General features: G+C 73.4%; 17 protein-coding genes and 1 pseudogene. 6 read left to right on the plus strand and 12 right to left on the minus strand.

The genetic code is table 11. From position 1 onward, the window contains the following. Positions 1-16: 16 nt before the first annotated feature. Entirely contained in the window at positions 17-1,615 is a 1,599-nt protein-coding gene (locus tag rosag_RS12620; protein WP_284350505.1) for a SusD/RagB family nutrient-binding outer membrane lipoprotein, read from the plus strand. 84 nt (positions 1,616-1,699) lie between these two features. Here rosag_RS12620 and rosag_RS12625 read toward each other — a convergent pair whose 3' ends face one another. The 5 genes and pseudogenes from rosag_RS12625 to lipA all read right to left on the minus strand — a co-directional run bounded on the left by rosag_RS12625 (position 1,700) and on the right by lipA (position 6,853). Further along, positions 1,700-2,245, minus strand: coding sequence for a TonB-dependent receptor plug domain-containing protein (locus rosag_RS12625; protein WP_284350506.1), 546 nt, complete (start codon positions 2,243-2,245; stop codon positions 1,700-1,702). 111 nt (positions 2,246-2,356) lie between these two features. Then, entirely contained in the window at positions 2,357-3,775 is a 1,419-nt protein-coding gene (locus rosag_RS12630) for a pyruvate dehydrogenase complex dihydrolipoamide acetyltransferase (protein WP_284350507.1), read from the minus strand. Positions 3,776-3,798: 23 nt separating this feature from the next. After that, positions 3,799-4,806, minus strand: a pseudogene (locus rosag_RS12635) (pyruvate dehydrogenase complex E1 component subunit beta); the annotation flags it as partial. Continuing rightward, the gene (gene pdhA, locus rosag_RS12640) at positions 4,796-5,851 is read right to left on the minus strand and encodes a pyruvate dehydrogenase (acetyl-transferring) E1 component subunit alpha (RefSeq protein ID WP_284350508.1); all 1,056 of its coding nucleotides are present in this window, start codon (positions 5,849-5,851) and stop codon (positions 4,796-4,798) included. The gene pdhA and the pseudogene rosag_RS12635, both read right to left, overlap by 11 nt. A gap of 93 nt (positions 5,852-5,944) precedes the next feature. Further along, entirely contained in the window at positions 5,945-6,853 is a 909-nt protein-coding gene (lipA, locus tag rosag_RS12645) for a lipoyl synthase (protein ID WP_284350509.1), read from the minus strand. A 275-nt stretch (positions 6,854-7,128) separates the two neighbouring features. Here lipA and rosag_RS12650 point away from each other — a divergent pair, with 275 nt between their 5' ends. After that, the gene (locus rosag_RS12650; protein WP_284350510.1) at positions 7,129-7,350 is read left to right on the plus strand and encodes a hypothetical protein; all 222 of its coding nucleotides are present in this window, start codon (positions 7,129-7,131) and stop codon (positions 7,348-7,350) included. 148 nt (positions 7,351-7,498) lie between these two features. On the opposite strand, the gene rosag_RS12655 is transcribed toward rosag_RS12650, so the two are convergent. Both rosag_RS12655 and rosag_RS12660 read right to left on the minus strand, forming a co-directional pair. Beyond that, the gene (locus rosag_RS12655) at positions 7,499-8,353 is read right to left on the minus strand and encodes a DUF3108 domain-containing protein (protein WP_284350511.1); all 855 of its coding nucleotides are present in this window, start codon (positions 8,351-8,353) and stop codon (positions 7,499-7,501) included. A gap of 14 nt (positions 8,354-8,367) precedes the next feature. Beyond that, entirely contained in the window at positions 8,368-10,101 is a 1,734-nt protein-coding gene (locus rosag_RS12660; RefSeq protein WP_284350512.1) for a glycosyltransferase family 2 protein, read from the minus strand. 277 nt (positions 10,102-10,378) lie between these two features. Here rosag_RS12660 and rosag_RS12665 point away from each other — a divergent pair, with 277 nt between their 5' ends. The 3 genes from rosag_RS12665 to rosag_RS12675 all read left to right on the plus strand — a co-directional run bounded on the left by rosag_RS12665 (position 10,379) and on the right by rosag_RS12675 (position 13,805). After that, a complete protein-coding gene (locus rosag_RS12665; protein WP_284350513.1) occupies positions 10,379-11,110 on the plus strand; it encodes a hypothetical protein in 732 nt (243 codons plus the stop codon). Between the two features lie 230 nt (positions 11,111-11,340). Continuing rightward, positions 11,341-11,922, plus strand: coding sequence for a hypothetical protein (locus tag rosag_RS12670; protein ID WP_284350514.1), 582 nt, complete (start codon positions 11,341-11,343; stop codon positions 11,920-11,922). A 2-nt stretch (positions 11,923-11,924) separates the two neighbouring features. Further along, positions 11,925-13,805 (plus strand): BamA/TamA family outer membrane protein, encoded by a 1,881-nt coding sequence (locus tag rosag_RS12675; protein WP_284350515.1) that lies wholly within the window; start codon positions 11,925-11,927, stop codon positions 13,803-13,805. Positions 13,806-13,969: 164 nt separating this feature from the next. Here rosag_RS12675 and rosag_RS12680 read toward each other — a convergent pair whose 3' ends face one another. From rosag_RS12680 to rosag_RS12690, 3 genes are all read right to left on the minus strand, one after another. After that, entirely contained in the window at positions 13,970-15,559 is a 1,590-nt protein-coding gene (locus rosag_RS12680) for a peptide MFS transporter (protein WP_284350516.1), read from the minus strand. Positions 15,560-15,620: 61 nt separating this feature from the next. Beyond that, the gene (locus rosag_RS12685) at positions 15,621-16,733 is read right to left on the minus strand and encodes an ABC transporter ATP-binding protein (protein WP_284350517.1); all 1,113 of its coding nucleotides are present in this window, start codon (positions 16,731-16,733) and stop codon (positions 15,621-15,623) included. Continuing rightward, entirely contained in the window at positions 16,730-17,854 is a 1,125-nt protein-coding gene (locus tag rosag_RS12690; protein ID WP_284350518.1) for an ABC transporter ATP-binding protein, read from the minus strand. The genes rosag_RS12685 and rosag_RS12690 overlap by 4 nt, the downstream gene beginning before the upstream one ends. Before the next feature lie 180 nt (positions 17,855-18,034). Here rosag_RS12690 and rosag_RS12695 point away from each other — a divergent pair, with 180 nt between their 5' ends. Then, positions 18,035-19,252 carry an acetyltransferase domain-containing protein gene (locus tag rosag_RS12695; RefSeq protein ID WP_284350519.1) on the plus strand — a complete coding sequence of 406 codons (1,218 nt, stop codon included), beginning with the start codon at positions 18,035-18,037 and terminating at the stop codon, positions 19,250-19,252. Here the strand turns inward: rosag_RS12695 and rosag_RS12700 are convergent. Both rosag_RS12700 and rosag_RS12705 read right to left on the minus strand, forming a co-directional pair. Further along, positions 19,249-20,094, minus strand: a complete 846-nt coding sequence (locus rosag_RS12700; protein WP_284350520.1) for an ABC transporter permease — start codon at positions 20,092-20,094, stop codon at positions 19,249-19,251. The genes rosag_RS12695 and rosag_RS12700 overlap by 4 nt on opposite strands. Beyond that, entirely contained in the window at positions 20,091-21,065 is a 975-nt protein-coding gene (locus rosag_RS12705; RefSeq protein ID WP_284350521.1) for an ABC transporter permease, read from the minus strand. Before rosag_RS12705 ends, rosag_RS12700 begins: the two co-directional genes overlap by 4 nt. Between the last annotated feature and the right edge of the window lie 6 nt (positions 21,066-21,071).

The raw sequence follows: 21,071 nt of genomic DNA on the forward strand, positions 1-21,071 counted from the left end.
CGGCCCAGGAGAACTCATGACGAAGCTCGCTTCCAAGCGGATCACCGCCGGCGTCGTCGCCGCCCTCGCCCTCGCGGCGACGGCGTGCGACCCCGACAAGCTGACGGAGATCAACACCAATCCGAACAGCCCGACCACCGCGCCGTCCGGCCCGGTGTTCACCAGCGCCGTGCGCAACGCGGCCGTGCGCTGGCTGGGCTCCGACTACAGCCTGCGCGCGACCGAGCTGGTCGCGCAGCACCTGGCCGAGGTGCAGTACCCGGAGAGCGACCAGTACCGCCGCCTCACGGCCAACAGCACGTCGGGCTTCTTCGACGGCGCGTACACGAACGAGCTCAAGGACTTCTCGGAGGTCGTGAAGGTCGGCCTCGAGCTCAAGGAGCCGGGCATCTACGGCCCCGCGATGGCGATGCGCGTGTGGAGCTTCGGCTACCTCACGGACACGTACGGCGACATCCCGTACAGCGCGGCCCTCGCCGGCGACTCCGCCGAGTCGGTCATCTCGCCCGCGTACGACACGCAGCAGGCGATCTACGCCGACTTCTTCAAGACGCTCGAGAAGGTCACGACGGACCTGGCCGCGGCGCCCACCGGCGGCCGTACGCTCGGCACGGCGGACCCGATCTACTCGGGCAACTCGACGCGGTGGCGCCAGTTCGCCAACTCGCTGCGGGCGCGTGCCGCCATGCGCCTGGCGAACGTCGACGCGGCGACCGCCCGCACGCAGTTCGCGGCCGCGATGGCCGCCTCGGGCGGGCTCCTGGCCTCGAACGCCGACAACGCGCGCATCGTCTGGCCGGGCGGCGTCAACGCCAACAGCAACCCGTGGTCGGTGAACTTCCAGAGCCGCGACGACCATCGCATCTCGGACAAGCTGATGACGGTGCTGCGCGACAACGCGGACCCGCGCATCGCGGTGTTCGCCCAGCGCGCCGACAAGGACACGACGTCGAACAAGATCGTGAAGTACTGCACGGCGTCCGCGCCGTGCTACGCGGGGCTGACGAACGCGCTGACGCACGCCGAGGCGGCGCCGCACGTGCCGTACACGTCGCGTCCGGGCCTCATCCTGTACCCGGCGTCGACGACGTACGGCGTCACGGGCGGCACGGGTTCCACGACCCCGTCCTACCTGCTCACCTACGCCGAGGTCTCGTTCCTGAAGGCCGAGGCGGCGGAGCGCGGCTGGATCACGGGCAGCGCGAAGACGTTCTACGAGGACGGCATCCGCGCCTCGATGAACCAGTGGGGCATCACCGACGCGGCGGCGATCAACGCCTTCATCGCGCAGCCGAGCGTGGCCTACACGCCGGGTGCCGCGGGTCTGCGCCAGATCGCGACGCAGAAGTGGGTGGCGCTGTTCACCGACGGCGGGCAGGCGTGGGCCGAGTGGCGCCGCACGTGCCAGCCGGCGACGATCAAGCCGGGTCCGGCCGCGATCATCGCGACGGTGCCGCGCCGCTTCCAGTACTCCACGACGGAGAACCTGACGAACAAGACGAACGTCGATCCGGCGATCGCGCGTCAGGGCGCCGACGACTTCGCGACGCGGATGTACTGGGACAAGAGCCCGACGACGGCTCCGACCTACGTGGCGGGCTGCGGCGCGCGCTGAGCGCCCGCGTCTCCATCGCACGAAACGAAGCGCCCCCCGGCCTCAGGCCGGGGGGCGCTTCGTTCGTACGCCGTGCGCGTCAGGTCAGCGCGTCCACACGATGACCGCGCCGCACGGCTGGCGCATGTCGCGGAACTGCGCGGGCACCGTGCCCGGTGCGATGTAGACCTCCATCGCCTCGACGTCGCCGAGCGCGATCGCGGCGTCCAGCTCGTCGCCGACGTTGCGCACCGCATCGACCCAGACCAGCGGCTGGCAGCCGCGGAAGCGCACCGCCGTCACCGAGCTGTTGGACGACGGCATGAGGCGCACGCCCGGCAGGTCGCGGATCACCTCGCTCAGCCGCTTGCCCGTGCTCGCGTCGAGCTGCTGCCGGTCGATGTAGTGCCCGCGCTTGGAGGCGCGCCGCTCGTAGAAGCCGCGGAGCTTGAGCGGCACCTCGGTCGGCTCGGTGGCCGCGATCGCGAGCGTGTCGCCGGTGGTGCCGGGCGCGGGCGCCGGTGCAGGGGCGGGCGCCGGCTGCTGCGCGCGCGCCTCGTGCGCGACGCCGACCGAGAGGAGGCCGCCGGCGAGGCAGGCGGCGAGGATGGGACGGGAGGTGCGGTTGGCGGTGCGGCTGGCGGTGCGCATGTCGTCTCCTGAGGGGCCGTCGAGAGAATGGACCCATGCAACACGGCCGTCAAGCGAATGCCTGACGGCCGTGTGACGGGCAACCCCCAAGGTCCCTCGCTGCGCTCGGGACTACAGCAGCATCAGCGGGTTCTCGATCAGCCGGCGCAGCGTCTGCAGGAACTTCGCGCCGAGCGCGCCGTCGATGATGCGGTGGTCGCAGCTCATCGTGACGCGCATGCGGCGGCGGATCTGCACCGCGCCGTCCACCACGACCGGCTTCTCCTCGATCCCGCCCACGGCCAGGATCGCGGCCTCGGGCGGGTTGATGATCGCGGTGAACTGGTCGATGCCGAACATGCCGAGGTTCGACACCGAGAACGTCGAGCCGGTGAACTCCTCGGGCTTGAGCTTGCGCTCGCGCGCCCGCCCGGCGAGCGACTTGGCCTCCTTGGAGATCTGGCCCAGGCGCTTCTTGTCGGCGTCGAAGATCACCGGCGTGATGAGCCCCTCGTCGATGGCCACGGCCATGCCGACGTGCACGCGGCTGAACGTGCGGATCCGGTCGCCGAGCCAGTGCGCGTTGACCTCCGGGTGCATCGAGAGCGCGACGGCGGTCGCCTTGATCACGATGTCGTTGAACGACGCCTTGAACTCGTCGCCCATGGCGGCGAGCTGCGTGCGCAGCTCGGCCGCCTTCTCCATGTCGAACTCCGCCGTCAGGTAGAACGTCGGGATCGGCCCGATGCTCTCCGACAGGCGCCGCGCGATCGTCTTGCGGATGTTGGTGAGCGGGACGTCGGTGAAGTCGCCCGGCGCGCCGGCCGGCGCGGGCGCCGCGGCTGGCGCCGGCGCGGCGGCCGCAGGCGTCGCTTCCGCGGCCGCGGCGGGGCGCGGCGCGCTGGCCGCGGCCTCCACGTCCTTGCGGATGATGCGGCCGTTCGGGCCCGAGCCGCGGATGCCGTCCAGCTCCAGCCCGCGCTCGCTCGCCATGCGGCGCGCCAGCGGCGACGACAGCACGCGCCCGCCGGTGTCCGCGGCGTGCGGCGCCTGCTCGCTCTCGTGCGCGTCCACGCTCGGCATCGCGGTGCGCGGGGCGTGCGCGCCGTCCACCTTCTCCTGCGGCGGCGTCGAGGCCTCGCCCTGCGCCTGCGCGGGCGTCTGCGGCACCGACGACGGGCCGCTGGCGGCCGCGCCGATGCTCTCGGGCGAGAGCTGCACCGCGCCGCCGGCCGGCGCGCCGGCCGGCGCGCTCGCAGGCGCGGCCGGGGCGGGCGCCTTGGCACCGCCGGTGAGCGACGAGATGTCCTCGTCGGCCGCGGCGATGACGCCGATCAGCTGGCCGATCGGCGCGCCGTCGCCCTCGTTCAGCAGGCGCGCGCGCAGCACGCCGTCGCCGCGCGCGACGAGCTCCATGATCGCCTTGTCGGTCTCGACCTCGGCGAGCGTGTCGCCCGACTTCACCGCGTCGCCCTCGTTCTTCAGCCACTTCACGAGGCGGCCCTCCTCCATCGTCGGGGAGAGCGCCTCCATCATCACCTTGGTCGCCATGGTCGTGTCGTGTGGAGGGCGCGTCAGTCGCGGTACATGACCTTCTTCACCGCCGCGATCGTCTTCGGCACGTCCGGCTTCGCGGCGCGCTCCAGCTGCTTCGCGTAGGGCATCGGGACGTCCTCCTGGTGCACGCGCAGCACCGGCGCGTCCAGGTGGTCGAAGCAGTCGCGCTGCACGTTGTCGACCACCTGCGCGCCGACGCCGGCCAGCTCCCAGCCCTCCTCGAGGACCACGCAGCGGTTCGTCTTGCGCACGCTGGCGTAGATCGCCTCGGTGTCCATCGGGCGCAGCGTCCGCAGGTCGACGACGTCGGCGCGGATCCCCTCCTTCGCCAGCTGGTCGGCGGCCTGCATCGCCACCAGCGCCATCTTCCCCCACGTGATGATCGACACGTGGTCCCCCTCGCGCTTCAGGTCCGCCTTGCCGAGCGGGATGACGTACTCCTCCTCGGGCACCTCGCCCTTGGTGTTGTACAGCATCTCGCCCTCGAGGAAGCACACCGGGTTGTCGTCGCGGATGGAGGCCTTGAGCAGCCCCTTCGCGTCGTACGGCGTGCCCGGCGCGACGACCTTGAGCCCCGGGATGTGGGCGAGCCAGCTCTCCCACGCGGTCGAGTGCTGCGCCGCGAGCTGCAGCGCGGCGCCGTTGGGCCCGCGGAACACCATCGGGCAGTTGAACTGCCCGCCGGACATGTAGAGCGACTTGGCGGCGACGTTCACCACCTGGTCGATCGCCAGCAGGGCGAAGTTCCAGGTCATGAACTCGATGACGGGGCGCAGCCCCACCATCGCGGCGCCGACGCCGACGCCCGCGAAGCCGAGCTCCGTGATGGGCGTGTCGACGACGCGCATCTCGCCGAACTCCTGCAGCAGGCCCTTCGAGACCTTGTACGCGCCGTTGTAGACGGCGACCTCCTCGCCCATCAGGAAGACGCGGTCGTCGCGCTGCAGCTCCTCGCGCAGCGCCTGGTTCAGCGCGTCGCGGTACGTGATGACTGGCATGAGTGCGTCCGGCGGGTCAGGAGGTGGTGTCGACGTACACGTCCTCGTACAGCGCCTCGAGCGGCGGCTCCGGGCTCGCGTCCGCGAAGTCCCACGAGTCCTGCACGATGGCCTTGATCTCGTCGTCGAGCGCGTGCACCTCGTCGTCCGTGATCTGCCCGGCGTCCTGCATGTGCGCGCGCAGCAGCGCGATCGGGTCGCGCTTCAGGTACTCGTCCAGCTCCGCCTTGGTGCGGTAGGTGCCGCTGACCGCGTCGGACATCGAGTGGCCCATGAAGCGGTACGTGCGCACGTCGATGAGCGTCGGCAGCTGCTCCTTGCGCGCGCGCTCGATCGCCTCGCCGACCGTCTTGCGCACGGCGAAGATGTCCTGCCCGTCGCAGAAGTCGCGGTGCATGTTGTACGCGGCGCCGCGCTCGTGGATGTCGTGGATCGCGCTCGCGCGCTCCAGCGCCGTGCCCATGCCGTAGCGGTTGTTCTCGATCAGGAACACGCACGGCAGCTTCCACAGCGACGCCATGTTCAGCGCCTCGTGGAAGGCGCCGGTGTTCACGACCGACTCGCCCATGAAGCAGACGATGACCTGGTCGCCGCCGCGGTACTTGATCGCGAAGCCGACGCCGGTCGCGATGGGCACGTGCCCGCCCACGATCCCGTGGCCGCCGAGGAAGTTCGTGTTGCGGTCGAAGATGTGCATCGACCCGCCCTTGCCGCGCGAGCACCCGTCGATGCGCCCGAACAGCTCGGCCATCACGCTGCGCGGCGTCATGCCGCGCGCCAGCGCCTGGCCGTGGTCGCGGTACGTCGTGATGACGTAGTCGTCGGGGCGCAGCAGCGAGAGGCTGCCGGTGCTGACCGCCTCCTGCCCGATGTAGAGGTGGCAGAAGCCACCGATCTTGCCGATGGCGTACGCCTCGGCGCACCGCTCCTCGAAGCGGCGCTGCAGCAGCATCGAGCGCAGGAGCTCGCGGTTCAGCGCCGTCTCGTCGTCGGCGGGCCCGTTGGCGACGGCGGTGGCGCCGTTCTGCCCGGGGGCCGCGGGCCGCGCGTCGGCCTTCTTCTTGGTGGCCATGGGGAAGGGAGAGAGGAGCGGGAGCAGCAGGTGGTCGGGAGGTCGCAGAGACCCCTCACGGGCGAATGCCCGCTCGGGGGGCAGGCGGCGGCGTCACACGCCCGCGGCCTGCACCTGCTCCCACGCGTGATAGCTGGAGCGCACGAGCGGGCCGCTCTCGACGTGCCGGAAGCCGAGCGCCATGCCGATCTCGTAGAACCAGCGGAACTCGGCGGGGGTGACGTAGCGGTCCAGCGCCACGTGCCCGTCGGACGGGCGCAGGTACTGGCCCAGGGTGAGGATGTCCACGTCCACCGCGCGCAGGTCCTTCATCACCTGCACGACCTCCTCGTTCGTCTCGCCCATGCCGAGGATGATCCCCGTCTTGGTCGGGATGTGCGGGGCGAGGCGCTTGGCGGTGCGGAAGATCTCCATCACGCGCGCGTACCGGCCGCCGGGGCGGCACTTCTTGTACAGGCGCGGGACGGTCTCGGTGTTGTGGTTGTAGATGTCCGGCTCCGCCTCCAGCACGGCGCGGATCGAGTCCTCCTTCCCCTGGAAGTCGGGGACGAGCACCTCGACCGACGCGTCCGGGAGCCGGCCCTTGATCTGCCGGATGGTCTCCGCGAACGCCCACGCCCCGTAGTCGGGGAGGTCGTCGCGGTCGACGGAGGTCAGCACGACGTGGCGCAGCTGCATCTGGGCGCACGCCTCGGCCACGCGCTCGGGCTCCGCGGGGTCGAACTTGGGCGGGCGGCCGTGGGCGACGGCGCAGTAGGCGCAGTTCCGCGTGCAGACGTCGCCGAGGATCATGAACGTCGCGGTGCCGTGCTCCCAGCACTCGCCGACGTTCGGGCAGTGGGCTTCCTCGCAGACCGTGTGCAGGTCCAGCTCGCGCATCATCTGCTTGAGCCGGAGGTAGTTCGGGCCGCCGGGCGCCTTCACCTTGAGCCACGACGGCTTCCGCTGGGGCAGCGGCTCCGCGCGGTGGCGACCCATGATCTGGTAGAGCGTCTCGGCCATCGGTGGGGCGGGGCAGGGGACGGCCGGTCACCCGCGACAGGAAACGCGAGAGGGGATCGGCGCGAGAAAGGTAGGCGGCGGGCTAGCAGGGGGGTAGCGGACGTAACCGTTCATCGCCAGATAACCGGAACGCGCAACGCCCCGGCCCGCCGCGCGTACTCCGCGCGTACGCGCGGCTGGAGACGCCGCACCTCGTCCGTTCCGGGCGAAACCCTCGCCCCGCCCGCGCCGTAGAGTCGCCAGCACCCCACCCGGCTCACTCGGAGACCCGCCCCATGCTGCGTACCGTCTTCACCATCGGCCTCTTCGCCGTCCTCGGCGTCATCGCCCTGAAGCTGGTCTTCGGCGCCTTCGGCACGCTCGTCGGCCTCTTCCTCTGGCTCGCCTGGCTCGCCCTCAAGGTCGCTCTCGTCGGCTTCGTGATCTACTTCATCGTCCGGCTCGTCAGCCCGGACACCGCGCGCCGCTGGCGCGAGCGCTTCGGGAACGACGTCTGAGCGCGGCGGGGGAGCGGCGCGCCGGTCGCGCCGCTCCCCCGCACGCGGGGTGCCCAGGACTCACGAAACGAACGCACGCGGGGGGCGGAAGCCAGATCGGCTTCCGCCCCCCGCGTGCGTTCTGGCCTGCGCTCGCCGCGCCCGTCCGTCAGCGGCCGGCCGCCTCGGCGCCCCCGGCGGCGTGCGACTTCAGGTACATGTTCAGCGACCCGAACGAGAGCGACGACTTCATCTGCAGCACCACGCGCCGCTCGTCGTCCGACAGCCACACCTCGGCCTTCCCGTTCTCCGAGAAGATCCCCTTCGTCTTGAACGACGGCTGCACGACGATCGCGTCGAACGTCCCCGCCGGCACCTTCACCTTCTCGCGGCGCAGCACGCGGATCCGCACGGGGTTCCGGTCCGGCTTGAAGTAGCGGTGCAGCTCGTACACGTCGCCGACCTTCAGCGGCAGCGTGCGCACGAAGAAGAGGAAGGAGCCGTCGTCCAGCGGCTGCGCCACGGAGGGCTGCTCCTCGCCGTCGGCCTCGCGGTAGACCGTGCGCTCGGGGAAGATCTCGTAGCGCACCTCGCGGTCGCTGCGCCCCTCCTCCTGGTCCTTCACGAAGCGCAGCGACGCCAGGGTCCGCGCGTCGAACCAGCTCTCGAGGACGTCGTTCACCTTGTAGAAGAAGGTGCCGCCGGTCACCCGGAAGCGGGTGTGCCACGCCTCGCGGCCACGGACGTTGTCGAGCTGCACGACCTCGATCGAGCCGTTGCCGACCTTCAGCTTCCCGAAGCGCACCTCGTACTGCGAGCGCTCGCCCACGCGCCACGGCACCTCGGCCCGCTCACCCGCCTCCGCCGGCTGCTGCCCGCCGGCCGCGCGCGTCGCCACGGCCGGCACCGGCGCCGCCGGCGTCTGCACGGCCGCCGCGGGGACGGCAATCAGCGCCGCGCCGACCAGCACGCCCCGCGCGAGGGCGAGCGGGGGCGAGAGCAACCGGGACGGACGCGGGGACACGCGAGGGGCACTCCTCAGTCGGCGGCACGGTCGGGCTCCGGCGCACGCGGGGCCGCCACGCCCACGCCCGTCGCGGCTTGTGCTACCCCGCTCGACGGCTCCGTTCCGCCCTCGGAACCGCCCGGCCCCTCGCCAGCGCCGTCGCCGGCCCCCTCACCACCCGCGCGCTCGCCCCGGCCGCGCCCCCGGCGCCGGCGCCGACTGCGCTTCCGCGCGCGCCCCTCGGTCGCGCCCTCGGCGCCCTCGAGCTCGCCGTCGCCGCCCTCGTCGCTCCCCCCGTCGCCGCCAGCTTCGCCCGCGTCGTCGCGCTCGCTGCCCGGCGCCTCGCTCTCCGGCTCCGCGCCGTTCGCATCGAACGCCTCGGTCTCGCCCGCCGCCGCGGCGGCGCCGCCACCAGCCTTCTTCCGCCGGCGCCGGCGCGACCGCTTCCGTGTCCCCGCCGCCAGCGCCTCGTCGGCCGCATCTTCGGCCGCCTCGATGGCCGCCACGACGGGCGACACGCGCGGCTCCTCGACCTCCGACGCCATGTCCGCCCCCACCGACGTCTCCTCCGCGGCGGGGGCCGCCTCGCGCGGCGGCCGCTCCGGGCGCGCCGGACGCTCCCGACGCGGACGGGGCGGCTTCTCTGCCGCCGGCGCGGCAGCGGCGGCCTCCCCGGTCGCGGCCACCGCGGGCTCCGCCGGCCGCGCACTCTCGTCCCGCTTCGGCTTCGTGCGCTTGCGGGGCTCCGTCTCCGGCGCCCCCGCCGTCTCCCGCTTCGGGCGCTCGGGCCGCTCGGCACGCGCCGGCCGTTCGCCGCGCTCGGCGCGCTCCGGACGCTCGGGCCGCTCGGGCCGACGCTTGTCACGCGCCGGTCGCCCGCCGCGCTCCTCGTCCCCGCGCGCGCCGCGCCCCGGCTCGGCGAGCGTCAGCGCGGAGACCGACCCGATCACGGCGACCTCGCGGTCGGGCATCCGCTCCGGCCCACGCTCGGCCGGCCGCTCGGGCCCCTTCTCGCCCACCCGCTCGCCCGCCGTCACCCGGCGCCCGCGCCGCCGCCACGCGTACCCCGCCAGCTCGCGCAGCTCGCGCCACAGGTCGAGGCGTGAGGCGCGGGGGCGCAGGTCGTAGCGGCCGGGGAGATCGACGACGTCCACGCGGCGCGCGTACGGCGTCACCGCCAGCGTGAAGTCCACGGTGGCGGACCACCCGGCGCCCTCGGCCAGCAGCGCGTCGCCGCGTGCCCGCGCCAGGTCGCGCAGCACCGACACGCGCACCAGGCGGAAGCCGGTCACGAGGTCCTCGACCTCCGCCACCTTCACGAACGGCCGCAGCACCCACGGCGCCATCTGCCGCAGCCGGCGCTCGACCGCGGGCTGCTCCGCGCTCGCGGGGCGGCGCCCCACGACGAGGTCCGCGCCGCCCTCGAAGCGCTTCGCCAGCTCCGGCAGGTCCTCGGGCCGGTCGGTGAAGTCGCCCTGCATCAGCACCACCGCGTCGCGCCTCGGATAGCGCGTGTGGGACACCACGTGGCGGCACAGCGCATCGACGGCGGCCGCGGTGCCACGCCGCCGCGGCGCGCGCAGCACGGTCAGCGGCAGCACGCGCCGGTAGGGCTCGAGCACCTCGGCCGTCTCGTCGTCGCTCCCGTCGTCGTACACGACCACCTCGTACTCGCGCGTGTACTCCTGCAGCACCGTGCGGATGCGCCAGAGGAGCACGCCGATCGTGGTCGCTTCGTTGTGGACGGGAATGCAGACGTAGAGCACGACTCTCCGGGGGTTCGCGCGCGTTCGCGCGTCCGGAAAGGGCCGGCGCGCGCGCGAAAGCTAGGGCGCGTCGGGTGGCCGCCGCCACCCGCGCCGACACCCCTCGTGCCGCCTTGTTGGCACTCGAGCCCGGTGAGTGCCAGCAACGCGTTGGGGCGCAAGCACTTGGCGCTTTCGTTGCGTTGGGATGCGGTCGATACTGGAAGTGGAGAGCACCGCGCCCGGCGCGCATGCCGCGCCGGAGCCGGAGGACCAGTCGCGATTTGCGGAGGCCTGCATGATCGTCGCGAACGTTCGGAGTCGGCTCGACCGGAAGGACGCCCAGCTCGCGGTGCGCCTGATCGCCCGCGACGACCGGGCCGCGCACGAGGAGGCCGAGCGGACGCTCGGCGACCGCGGGCTCGATCCGCTGCTCGACGACCCGCGCCTGCTGCGCGCCCTCATCGGGACCCGCTACGGCGTCTGCGCCTCGCTCCCCCTCTTCTGCTACGTCGTCGTGCGGCAGGCGCTGCGCGAGGTGGGCGAGGACGACCGCGCGCTGGCCGACTACGTCGCCGCGATCGTGCTGCACTTCGGGATGCGCGACCGCGCGATGCGCGTCGGCGAGGTGGACGACGAGCGCTACGACACCCTCGCGGCGCTGCTCGGCGCGGTCGACACGGTGGACGCGCGGCGCAGCTTCCTGGTGCGCGCGCACCTCGGCAACTACGCGCTCTGGCTCAGCGGGCTGTTCCCCGATCGCGTGGAGCACCTGCGCTGGCGGCGCGGCGGCCCGGACCTCGAGTACTACGAGGCGATGGGACGGCGCGGCTTCCAGCTGGCGGCAGACCATCGCCTCGCGGCGGAGCACGGGCTGCGCGGATTGTATGCCGCAGTCGGCGAGCGCTTCGGCGTGGTGCGATGCGCGCTCAACCGCGTGAGCGACCGGCTGCTCTTCCCCCATCACCACACGCCCGAGCGGCTGATGCGGCAGGTGCGCGACGACGTGCGCTACCGGCTCGCGAGCTGACGGCGCGCGACACGCGCGGCGGGCTTGCGGTGCGCGTGGCGGCGGGGTCGATTCCGTGAGCGGGTCAACCGTTGTGGAACGGCTCTTGTCATACGGGAGCCGTCACCTCAGCCGTTGCCCGCGTGCCCGCCGCCGCCCTAACGTACGTCGCCCGCCCCATCCCGCCTCACGCTCCGCGCGCTCGCGCCGCGGATCGCTCCGGGCCCCGCGCGCCCTCCCGCCGCCCGCCGATGTTCGAACAGCTCCGCGCCTCGTTCCGCGCGATGCTCGATGCCGCCCGCTCGCCCGACGACCGGCGCGCCGTGCTCGCCGACATGAAGGACTCCGTCGTGCGCGCGCGCATGGGCATCGACGACCTGAAGCAGGGCGTCGCGCTCGCGCAGCGCCGCCTGGACGAGGGCCGCGCGGAGCTGGAGACGATCCGCCGCCGGCGCACGCTGGCCGCGAACGTCGGCGACACCGAGACGGTGAGCGTCGCGGACCGCTTCGAGGCGCTGCAGGCCGAGCGGGTGGGGGTGCTGGAGCGAAAGCTCGAGACGCAGCAGGCGGAGCTCGCCCTCGTCGAGCGCGAGGTGGCGGAGATGACGACGGACCTGCGGCGCGCGATGGACGGCGTGCCGCTGCGCGCGCCGGGCGAGCCGTCCGCGCGTGCGACCGAGGCGGCCGCGGCGGCGGAGGTGGACGACCTGCTCGACCCCCATGCCGGGCTGCGCGACGAGATCGACGCGCTGGGACGGCAGCAGACGCGCGTCTCCCGCGAGGCCGACGCCGACGCGCGGCTGGCGGAGCTCAAGCGCCGGCTGGGGAAGTAGGGATGCAGGGCACGCGACGCCGCGGCGCCCTCGCGACTCGGGTGGGACTGGGCGCCGCGTGCGCGTGCCTCTGCACGCGCGGGCTCGCGGCGCAGGCCGACTCGAACACGACGGGCCGCGGCATGGCGCTGCGCGACAGCGCCTCGCGCATCACCAGCGACAGCACGCTGCGCGAGTGGGCGGCGCGCCTGCGCGTCGACACGACCCAGCGCAGCGGCGCGCCGCGGGCGCCCGTGCGCTGCGCCGGCCAGCCGATCAGCGACATCGTGGTCGTCACGCAGCCGCCGTACGCGAACGGGCTGCTGGGCCGCTTCCAGTTCGTCGCGCGCGCGGTGCGCCAGCTGCACTCGACGACGCGCTCGGAGGTCGTGCGGCGCTTCATGATCCTCAATCCCGGCGACCGCTGCGACGAGCTGCGGCGCGCCGAGAGCGAGCGCATCCTGCGCGCGCAGCCGTACCTCGTGGACGCGCGCGTGGTGCCCTACGACAACGGCGAGGGCGGCGTGCGCCTCGAGGTCGAGACGCGCGACGAGTTCTCGGGGATCCTCGCGGTCGCCGCGCAGACGGCCGCGCCGCCGGTGACGCGGCTGCGCATCGGGGAGGCGAACCTCGCGGGCGCCGGCATGCACGCGGTCGCGGACTGGTACGACGGCGGCATCGGCTACCGCGACGGCATCGGCGGTCGGTTCACGCACTACCAGTTCCTGGGGCGTCCGTACCAGCTGAACTTCCAGGGGCTGCGCCGCGACGTCGGCAGCCACTGGGACATGGACGTCAGCCACCCGTTCTACACGGACCTGCAGCGCGTCGCGTGGCGCACCTCCGCCGGCGGCGCGGACGAGTACCTCGAACTGCTGCGGCCGCACGCGACGCCCAACACGCTGTTCTACCGGCGCCGCTACGCCGACGTGGGCGGCATCCTCCGCATCGGCGTGCCGGGCCGCCTGAGCCTCTTCGGCGCGTCGATCTCGTCGGAGCTGGCGTCCACGAGCGACCGCGTCGCGGTGCTGAGCGACACGGGGCTGGTGAGGGACGAGGGCCCCGAGCTGGGCTTCGTGCCGAGCGAGCGGTTCCGCGGCCAGCGGACGGCGCGCGTGAACGCGCTGTGGGGCGTGCGCAGCGTGCGCTTCATGCGCGTGACGGGCTTCGACGCGCTCACGGGCGCGCAGGACGTGCGGCGCGGCATCCAGCTCGGCACGATGATCGGTCGCACGATGGGCCTCCTCGGCTCGCACGACGACGACGTGTTCGTCGGCGCGGACGCGTACCTGGGCGTCGGCAGCGCGCGGTCGTTCGCCGCGCTGGAGGTGAAGGGCGAGGGGCGCCAGGACAACGACCGCAACGAGTGGAACGGCATCGTCGGCAGCGGGCGCGCCGCGTGGTACATGGTGCCCGACGACCGCCACCGGGTCGTCGTCGATCTGGAGTACAGCGGCGCGTGGCGCCCGCGCGTGCCGATCCAGCTCGCGCTCGGTGCCAAGGAGGGCGGCGCGCGCGGCTTCGCCGACGCGGAGGTGGCGGGCGCGCGCCGCCTGGTCGCGCGCCTGGAGCACCGATTCGTCGTCGGCCGCCCGTTCAACCTCGGCGACATCGGCCTGGCGACGTTCGCCGACGCGGGCCGCGTGTGGGCGGGCGACGCGCCCTACGGCGTGACGACGCCGATGCGCGCCTCGCTCGGCCTCGGCCTGCTGGCCGCCGTGCCGCCCAACTCGCGGCGCCTGTGGCGCGTGGACGTCGCGTATCCGCTGACCCGCGAGCGCGGCGCCGGCTTCCAGCTGATCCTCAGCAACCGCGACCTGACGCGCACGTTCTGGCGGGAGCCGCGGGACGTGAAGATGGCGCGGGAGAGAGCCGTTCCTGCCTCCGTGTTCTCCTGGCCGTAAAGCGGAACGGCGGAGGACGGAACGGCGGAGAGCGAAGAGGCGGAAGACGATGGAGCGTGAAACGAAGAGGCGGACCCTTCGAGCTTGAAGCATCAAGCCGGGAGGTCCGCCCTATCGTTTCACGCCGTATCGGTTTCCGCCGTTCCGTTCTGCGCCGTATCGTCCTACGCAGTCTTGCTGGTAGTCGCCATCATCTTCCGGATCGGGATCACCATCAGCAGCAGCACGCCCGCCGCCACGAACAGGTAGATCGTCGTCGCGGTGAAGAGCTGCGGCATCTGGTCCAGCTTCTCCGGGTCGACGTGGCCGCCCACCAGGCCGCCGATCAGGTTCCCGAGCGCGGAGGCCGTGAACCAGATGCCCATCATCTGGCCGACGTACTTCCGCGGCGAGAGCTTCGTCATCGACGACAGGCCGACGGGTGAGAGGCAGAGCTCACCGACCGTCTGGAAGAAGTAGCTGCCGACCAGCCACCACGGCGAGACGAGCGCGGTGCCGCCGCTGGCGACGACCCTGTTGGCAGCGACGATCATCAGCGCGAAGCCGACGCCCGCGAGCGCCAGGCCGACCGCGAACTTGCCCGGGCTGGAGAGCTCGCGCCCCGACCGCGCCATCGACACCCAGAGCGCCGCGAACACCGGTGCGAGCGCGATCACGAAGAACGAGTTCACCGACTGGAACCACGTCGCCGGGATCTCGAAGCCGCCGAGGTTGCGGTCCGTGAAGTCGCGCGCGAACAGGTTGAGCGACGTCGGGGCCTGCTCGAACGCGCCCCAGAAGACGATCGCGAACAGGAAGAGCACGAAGATCACGCCGACGCGCTTCTTCTCGTCGGAGCTCAGCTTCCCGGCGACGAACACGAAGGCGAAGAAGGCGACCACCATCGCCAGCGTGATGTTCACCATCGACCGGCCGACCACCTGTGCGTCGATCGTCAGCGCGCCCGACGCCGCGAGCGCGAACACCAGCGCCACGAGCCCGAGGCCGCCGAACACGGCCAGCTTGCCGATGCGCTCCTGCTTCGCCTGGACGGCGGGGTCGGGATTGCGCGTGGGCTCGGTGCCGATGCCGCGCAGCGTCTTGCCGCGCGTCAGCCAGAACACGACGAGGCCGAAGAACATGCCGATGCCGGCGGCGCCGAAGCCCCAGTGCCAGCCCACCTTCTCGCCCAGGATGCCGGTGATCAGCTGGCCGAAGAAGGCGCCGAAGTTGATCCCCATGTAGAAGATCGAGAAGCCGGCGTCGCGGCGCGCGCCGCCCTCGGGGTACAGGTCGCCGACGATGGCCGAGATGTTCGGCTTCAGCAGGCCGGTGCCGAGGACGATCAGGACGAGGCCGAGGAAGAACGGGATCTTGCCCGCGCCCGGGCCGGCCAGCCCCGAGAGGCCGATCGCCAGGTGCCCCGACGTGATGAGGCAGGCGCCGAGGAAGATCGCGCGCTGCAGGCCGAGCAGGCGGTCGGCGACCCAACCGCCCGGCAGCGACGCCAGGTAGACGCTGAAGCCGTAGATGCCGACGATCGCCGACGCCTGGTCGCGGCTGAAGCCGAAGCCGCCCTCCGACAGCGCGGCCGCCATGAACAGCACGAGCAGGGGGCGCAACCCGTAGTACGAGAAGCGCTCCCACATCTCCGTGAAGAACAGCGTCGCGAGGCCGCGCGGGTGGCCGAAGAAGCCGCGGTCGCTGGACGGCGCCTGGCCCGGCCCGGTGCCGGCGGAGCCCCTGGCAGGCGCGGGAGCGATGGTGGATGACAAGGGCGGTCCTCGCGTGAGGGGAGGGGAGGGAACGGCGGGCGAGCCGGGCGGCTCGGGAGGATCAGACCGTCGTGGCGCCGAGGACGGGCAGGTAGCGCGTCGGCGGGTTGGTACCCCCCGCCGCCTGCTGCTGTGCCCAGTCGACGGCCGTCGGCGCCTGCTTGATGCACGCCGCCCAGTGCCCGGGCGCCTTCTCCTCCAGCGGCGGGACGAGGCGCGTGCACGCCGCGTCCCGGGCCGGATGGTGGCACCGCGGATGGAAGACGCACCCGCTGGGCGGGTTGGCCGGCGAGGGGACGTCGCCGGCGAGTACGATGCGCTGCCGCGCGGCGCCCGGCGAGGGGACCGGGATGGCCGACAGCAGCGCCTGCGTGTACGGCATCAGCGGCTCGCGGTACAGCGCCTCGCTCGCCGCCAGCTCGACGATGCGGCCCAGATACATCACGGCCACGCGGTCGGCCATGTGCTCGACCACGCTCAGGTCGTGCGCGATGAACAGGTAGGCGAGGCCGCGCTGCTTCTGGAGGTCCTGCAGCAGGTTGACGACCTGCGCCTGCACCGACACGTCGAGCGCGGACACCGGCTCGTCGCAGACGATCAGCTTCGGCTCCACCGCGAGCGCGCGCGCGATGCCGATGCGCTGCCGCTGTCCGCCGGAGAACTCGTGCGGGTAGCGCGACGCGTACTCGGGGCGCAGCCCGACCTCGTCCAGCAGCGCCCGCACGCGTGCGTCGGCCGCCGCACCTTCCGCCAGGCGATGGATCGTCAGCCCCTCGCGGATCGTCGCGCCGACGGTCATGCGCGGGTTGAGCGACGAGAACGGATCCTGGAAGACGATCTGCAGGTGGCGGCGCAGCGCGCGCAGCTCGCGCGGGCTCTGCGCGCGCACGTCCACGCCGTCGAACGTCACCTCGCCCGCCGTCGGCTCGACGAGGCGCAGGATGGCGCGCCCGGTGGTCGTCTTGCCGCAGCCGCTCTCGCCCACGAGGCCGAGCGTCTCGCCGGGCGCGACGTCGAAGGAGACGCCGTCGACCGCGCGCACGGCGCCGACCTGGCGGCCGAAGAGGCCCTTCGTGATCGGGTAGTGCTTCTTGAGATCACGAACGGCGAGCAATGGTGCGGCGGCAGCGTGAGCGCCGAGCGCCGAGCGCCGAGCGGAGGTCGTCTCGGTCACGGGATCACCTCGGGTCGCACGTTGCCGGCCGCATCGCCTTCTTCCGCGTCGCGAAGCGGAGACTCGCTCGGCGCTCGGCGCTCGGCGCTCGCCACGCCGCCGGGCCCGAAAGCCGCCTCGCTCGCCGGCACGTGCGCCACGCGGCGCTCCGGCTCCTCCGCCAGATGGCATCGGCTCACCCGTCCCTCGCCGATCCGGTAGAGCGGGGGATGCTCCCTCGCGCAGCGCTCCCACGCGTACGGGCAGCGGTCGCGGAAGCGGCAGCCCGTCGGCCACGCGGTCGCGGGCGGGACGGAGCCGGGGATCGTCGTCAGCCGCTCGCGTCGCTCGCCGAGGCGGGGCACCGCCGACAGCAGCCCTTCGGCGTAGGGATGGTGCGGCGCGGCGAACAGCGCCTCGACCGGCGACTCCTCGACCACCTCGCCGGCGTACATCACCACGACGCGGCGCGCGACCTCCGCGATCACGCCCAGGTCGTGCGTGATCAGCACGATCGCGGTGCCCAGGCGGCGCTGCATCTCGGCCAGCAGCTCGAGGATCTGCGCCTGGATCGTGACGTCGAGCGCGGTCGTCGGCTCGTCGGCGATGACGACGGCGGGATTGAGCACGAGCGCCATCGCGATCATCACGCGCTGCCGCATCCCGCCCGAGAGCTGGTGCGGATACTCCTTCGCGCGGCGCTCCGGGTCGGGGATGCCGACCGCCTCCAGCATCGCGACCGCGCGCACCCATGCCTGCTTCGCGCTCGTGCTCTCGTGCACCCGCACCACCTCGGCGATCTGGTCGCCGACCGTGAAGACCGGGTTGAGCGCGGTCATCGGCTCCTGGAAGATCATCGCGATCCGGTTGCCGCGGATCGCGCGCAGCTCGCGGTCGGGGAGCGCCAGCAGGTCGCGGCCCTCGAACAGGACCTGGCTGCCCGCCTCGATGCGGCCGGGCGGGCGGATGAGGCGCAGCACCGACAGCGCGGTGACCGACTTGCCGCAGCCGCTCTCGCCGACGACGCCCAGCGTCTCGCCCGGGTGGACGTCGAGCGACACGCCGTCCACGGAGCGGGCGGTCCCCTGCTCGGTGTGGAACCAGGTGCGCAGGTCGCGGATCGAGAGGATGGGATCGGTCACGCCGCGCAACTTAGGACCGGGGAGCGGGGCGCAGAAGCGGCGGACGCCCACCCGGCGCCCCCCTGCGTGTCAGAAGGGCGCCAGAGGGAGGTCCGACGTCGGTGGACGCCATTCCCGCGACGGTCGCCGCGTCCGAGGTTGCGCCGTCCCTGCCAGCGACCGCCCCTTCCCGACGCGCCGATGACCGCCACCCTCTCGCCGCGCGCGATCAGCACGGTGCCCCGCGCCGCCGCGACCGCCCGTCGGCTGGCAGCCGTGGACGCGCTGCGCGGCGTGGCGATGGTCCTCATGACGCTGGACCACGTGCGCGACTACTTCGGCGACGCGTCCGTGAACCCGACGACCGCCGCGACGACGAGCGTCGCGCTGTTCCTCACGCGCTGGGTCACCCACCTCTGCGCGCCGACCTTCTTCCTGCTCACCGGCACCGGGGCGTACCTGTCGGCGAGGCGGCGCGACCCGGCGGCGCTGTCGCGCTTCCTCGCGTCGCGGGGACTCTGGCTGCTGGTCCTCGACACGGTGGTGCTGCGCTGCCTCGGGTGGCAGTTCAACGTCGACTTCCAGGTGACGCTGCTGCTCGTGCTCTGGGCGCTCGGATGGGCGATGCTCGTGCTCGCGGTGCTGGTGCGCTGGCCGGCGCGCGTGGCGGGCGCGTTCGGCGTCGCGATGATCGTCGGCCACAACCTGCTCGACGGCGTGCGCGCGGAGTCGCTCGGCGCCCTCGGGCCGCTGTGGATGGTGCTGCACCAGCCCGGGCTCCTGTTGCCGCCGCCGCATGCGGTGCTCGTCGCGTACCCGCTCGTGCCCTGGGTGGGCGTGGCGGCGGCGGGCTACGCGCTCGGGGCGGTGTTCGCGTGGGAGCCGGCGCGGCGGCGCGCCTTCCTCGCGCGGCTCGGCGCGGCGTGCGCGCTCGCGTTCCTCGTGCTCCGCGCGGCGAACGTCTACGGCGACCCGCGCCCGTGGAGCGTGCAGGCGGCGCCCTGGCGCACCGTGCTCTCGTTCCTCGACACCACCAAGTATCCGCCGTCGCTGCTCTTCCTGCTCATGACGCTGGGGCCCGCGCTGCTGCTGCTCGCCGCGCTCGACCGCCGCGTGCCGCGATGGCTCCGCCCGGTCGAGGTGCTGGGGCGCGTACCGCTCTTCTACTTCGCGATGCACGTCGTCCTGATCCACCTGCTCGCGGTGGCGGCGTGCTGGTGGCGCTACGGCGCCGTGCACTGGATGTTCGAGTCGCCCACGCCGGATCGCTATCCGTTCACGCAGCCGCCCGGCTGGCCGTCGCCGCTGCCGGTCGTGTACGCGGTATGGGCGCTCGTGGTGGTCGCCCTCTGGCCGCTCTGCCGCTGGTTCGCCGCGGTGAAGGCGCGGCGCCGCGACTGGTGGCTCGGCTACCTCTAGCGGCCGGCGTCGCCGCGCGGGTCGAAGCGGTCGCGGAGCGCGTCGCCCAGCGTGCTGGCCGCGAGCACCGTCGCCACCACGCACGCGATCGCCACCGCAGCGGTCCAGGGCGCGTCGAGCAGGACGGGCGCGCCGTCCATGATCATGCTCCCCCAGCTGGCGCGCGGCGGCCGCACGCCCAGCCCGAGATACGAGAGCCCGGCCTCGAGCGCGATCACGTCGCCGAAGATCATCGAGCCGGCGATGGCGAGCGTGCCGAAGGCGTGCGGCGCGACGTGGCGCAGCAGCACGCGCGTGCGCGACGCGCCCAGCGCGGTGGCGGCGAGCGCGAAGTCGCGGCCGTGCATCGCGCGCACCTGCGTGCGCACCAGGCGGCTGGTGCCGAACCAGCTCACCGCGCCCACGACGGCGGCGAGCATCGGCGGCGAGAGGTTGCCCCACAGCGCGACGATGACGAGCAGCAGGAGCAGGCGCGGGACGCCGAGCGCGACGTCCACGAGGCGCATCATGAGCGCGTCGACGCGCCGGCCCGCCGAGCCGGCGAGCCCGCCCCACGCGGCGCCGAGCGTCACCGCGACCAGCGCCGCGAGCCCGCCGACCGAGAGCGAGACGCGCGCGGCGTGGAGCGTGCGACTGAGCACGTCGCGCGAGAAGGCGTCGGTGCCCAGCGGGTGCGCGGTCGAGGGCCCCTGGTTCTGCAGCGCGACGAGGTCGAACTGCCGCGACGGGTCATGGGGCGCGAGCACCGGCGCGAGCAGCGCGATCACGACCAGCACGAGCAGCGCGGCGAGCGGCACCGCGATCGCCGAGCGCGCGGCGCGCGTCCGTGCCGTCGTCGTCATGCGCGCTCCCGCTGCCGCGGGTCCACGAGCGCGACCAGCACGTCGGCGAGCAGCGAGCCGAGGGCGACCGCCGCGCTGCCGACGATCACCGCGCCGGTCACGAGCGCGTAGTCGCGCGCGGCGACGGCGCGCGTGGCGACGAGCCCCATGCCCGGCCACGCGAACACGGACTCGGTGACGACCGCGCCGCCCACCAGCGCCGGCAGCGCGAGGCCGAGCAGCGTGACGGTGGGCGCGAGCGACGCGCGCAGCGCGTGGCGGAAGAGGACGCGCCGCTCGGAGGCGCCCTTCGCGCGCGCGGTGCGCACGAAGTCGTCGTCGGCGACGTCGCGCAGCGCGCCGCGCTGGTGGCGCGCGACGATGGCGGTCCAGCCGAGCGCCAGCGCGACCGCGGGCAGCACGAGATGGCGCGCGCGGTCCACCACGCGCTCCCACGGCCCCGCGAACGAGTCGAGCACCGGGTCCGCGATGCCGCCCGACGGCAGCAGCGCGAGCTTGAGCGCGAACAGGGTCACGAGCGCGAGCCCGAGCGCGAACTCCGGCGCGGCGTGCAGCGCGACCGCCAGCCCGCCGAGCGAGCGCGCGACGCGTGCGCGCGGCCGCCAGGCCTGCCAGGCGCCGAGCGCGATCCCCGCCACGAGCGAGAGCAGCAGCGCGGTGCCCACGAGCAGCACGGAGCGCGGCAGCGCGTCGCCCAGGACCTCGCGCACGGGGCGCTGCTCGGTGAACGACCATCCGAGGTCGCCGCGCACGGCGGCGCCCACGTAGCGCACGAACTGCTCGGAGGCCGGGCGATCGAGGCCGTACTTCGCGCGCCACGCCGCGCGCACCGACTCGCTGACCGTCGGGTGGTCGAGCGTCGCGGCGATCGGATCGCCGGGCGCGGCGTGCAGCAGCGCGAAGGTCACCGTCGCCGCGAGGGCGACGACGGCCAGCGCGTGGAGCAGGCGTCGGAAGACGAGGGCGAGCACGCGGAT

This window comes from Roseisolibacter agri (assembly GCF_030159095.1).
GTDB lineage: Bacteria > Gemmatimonadota > Gemmatimonadetes > Gemmatimonadales > Gemmatimonadaceae > Roseisolibacter > Roseisolibacter agri.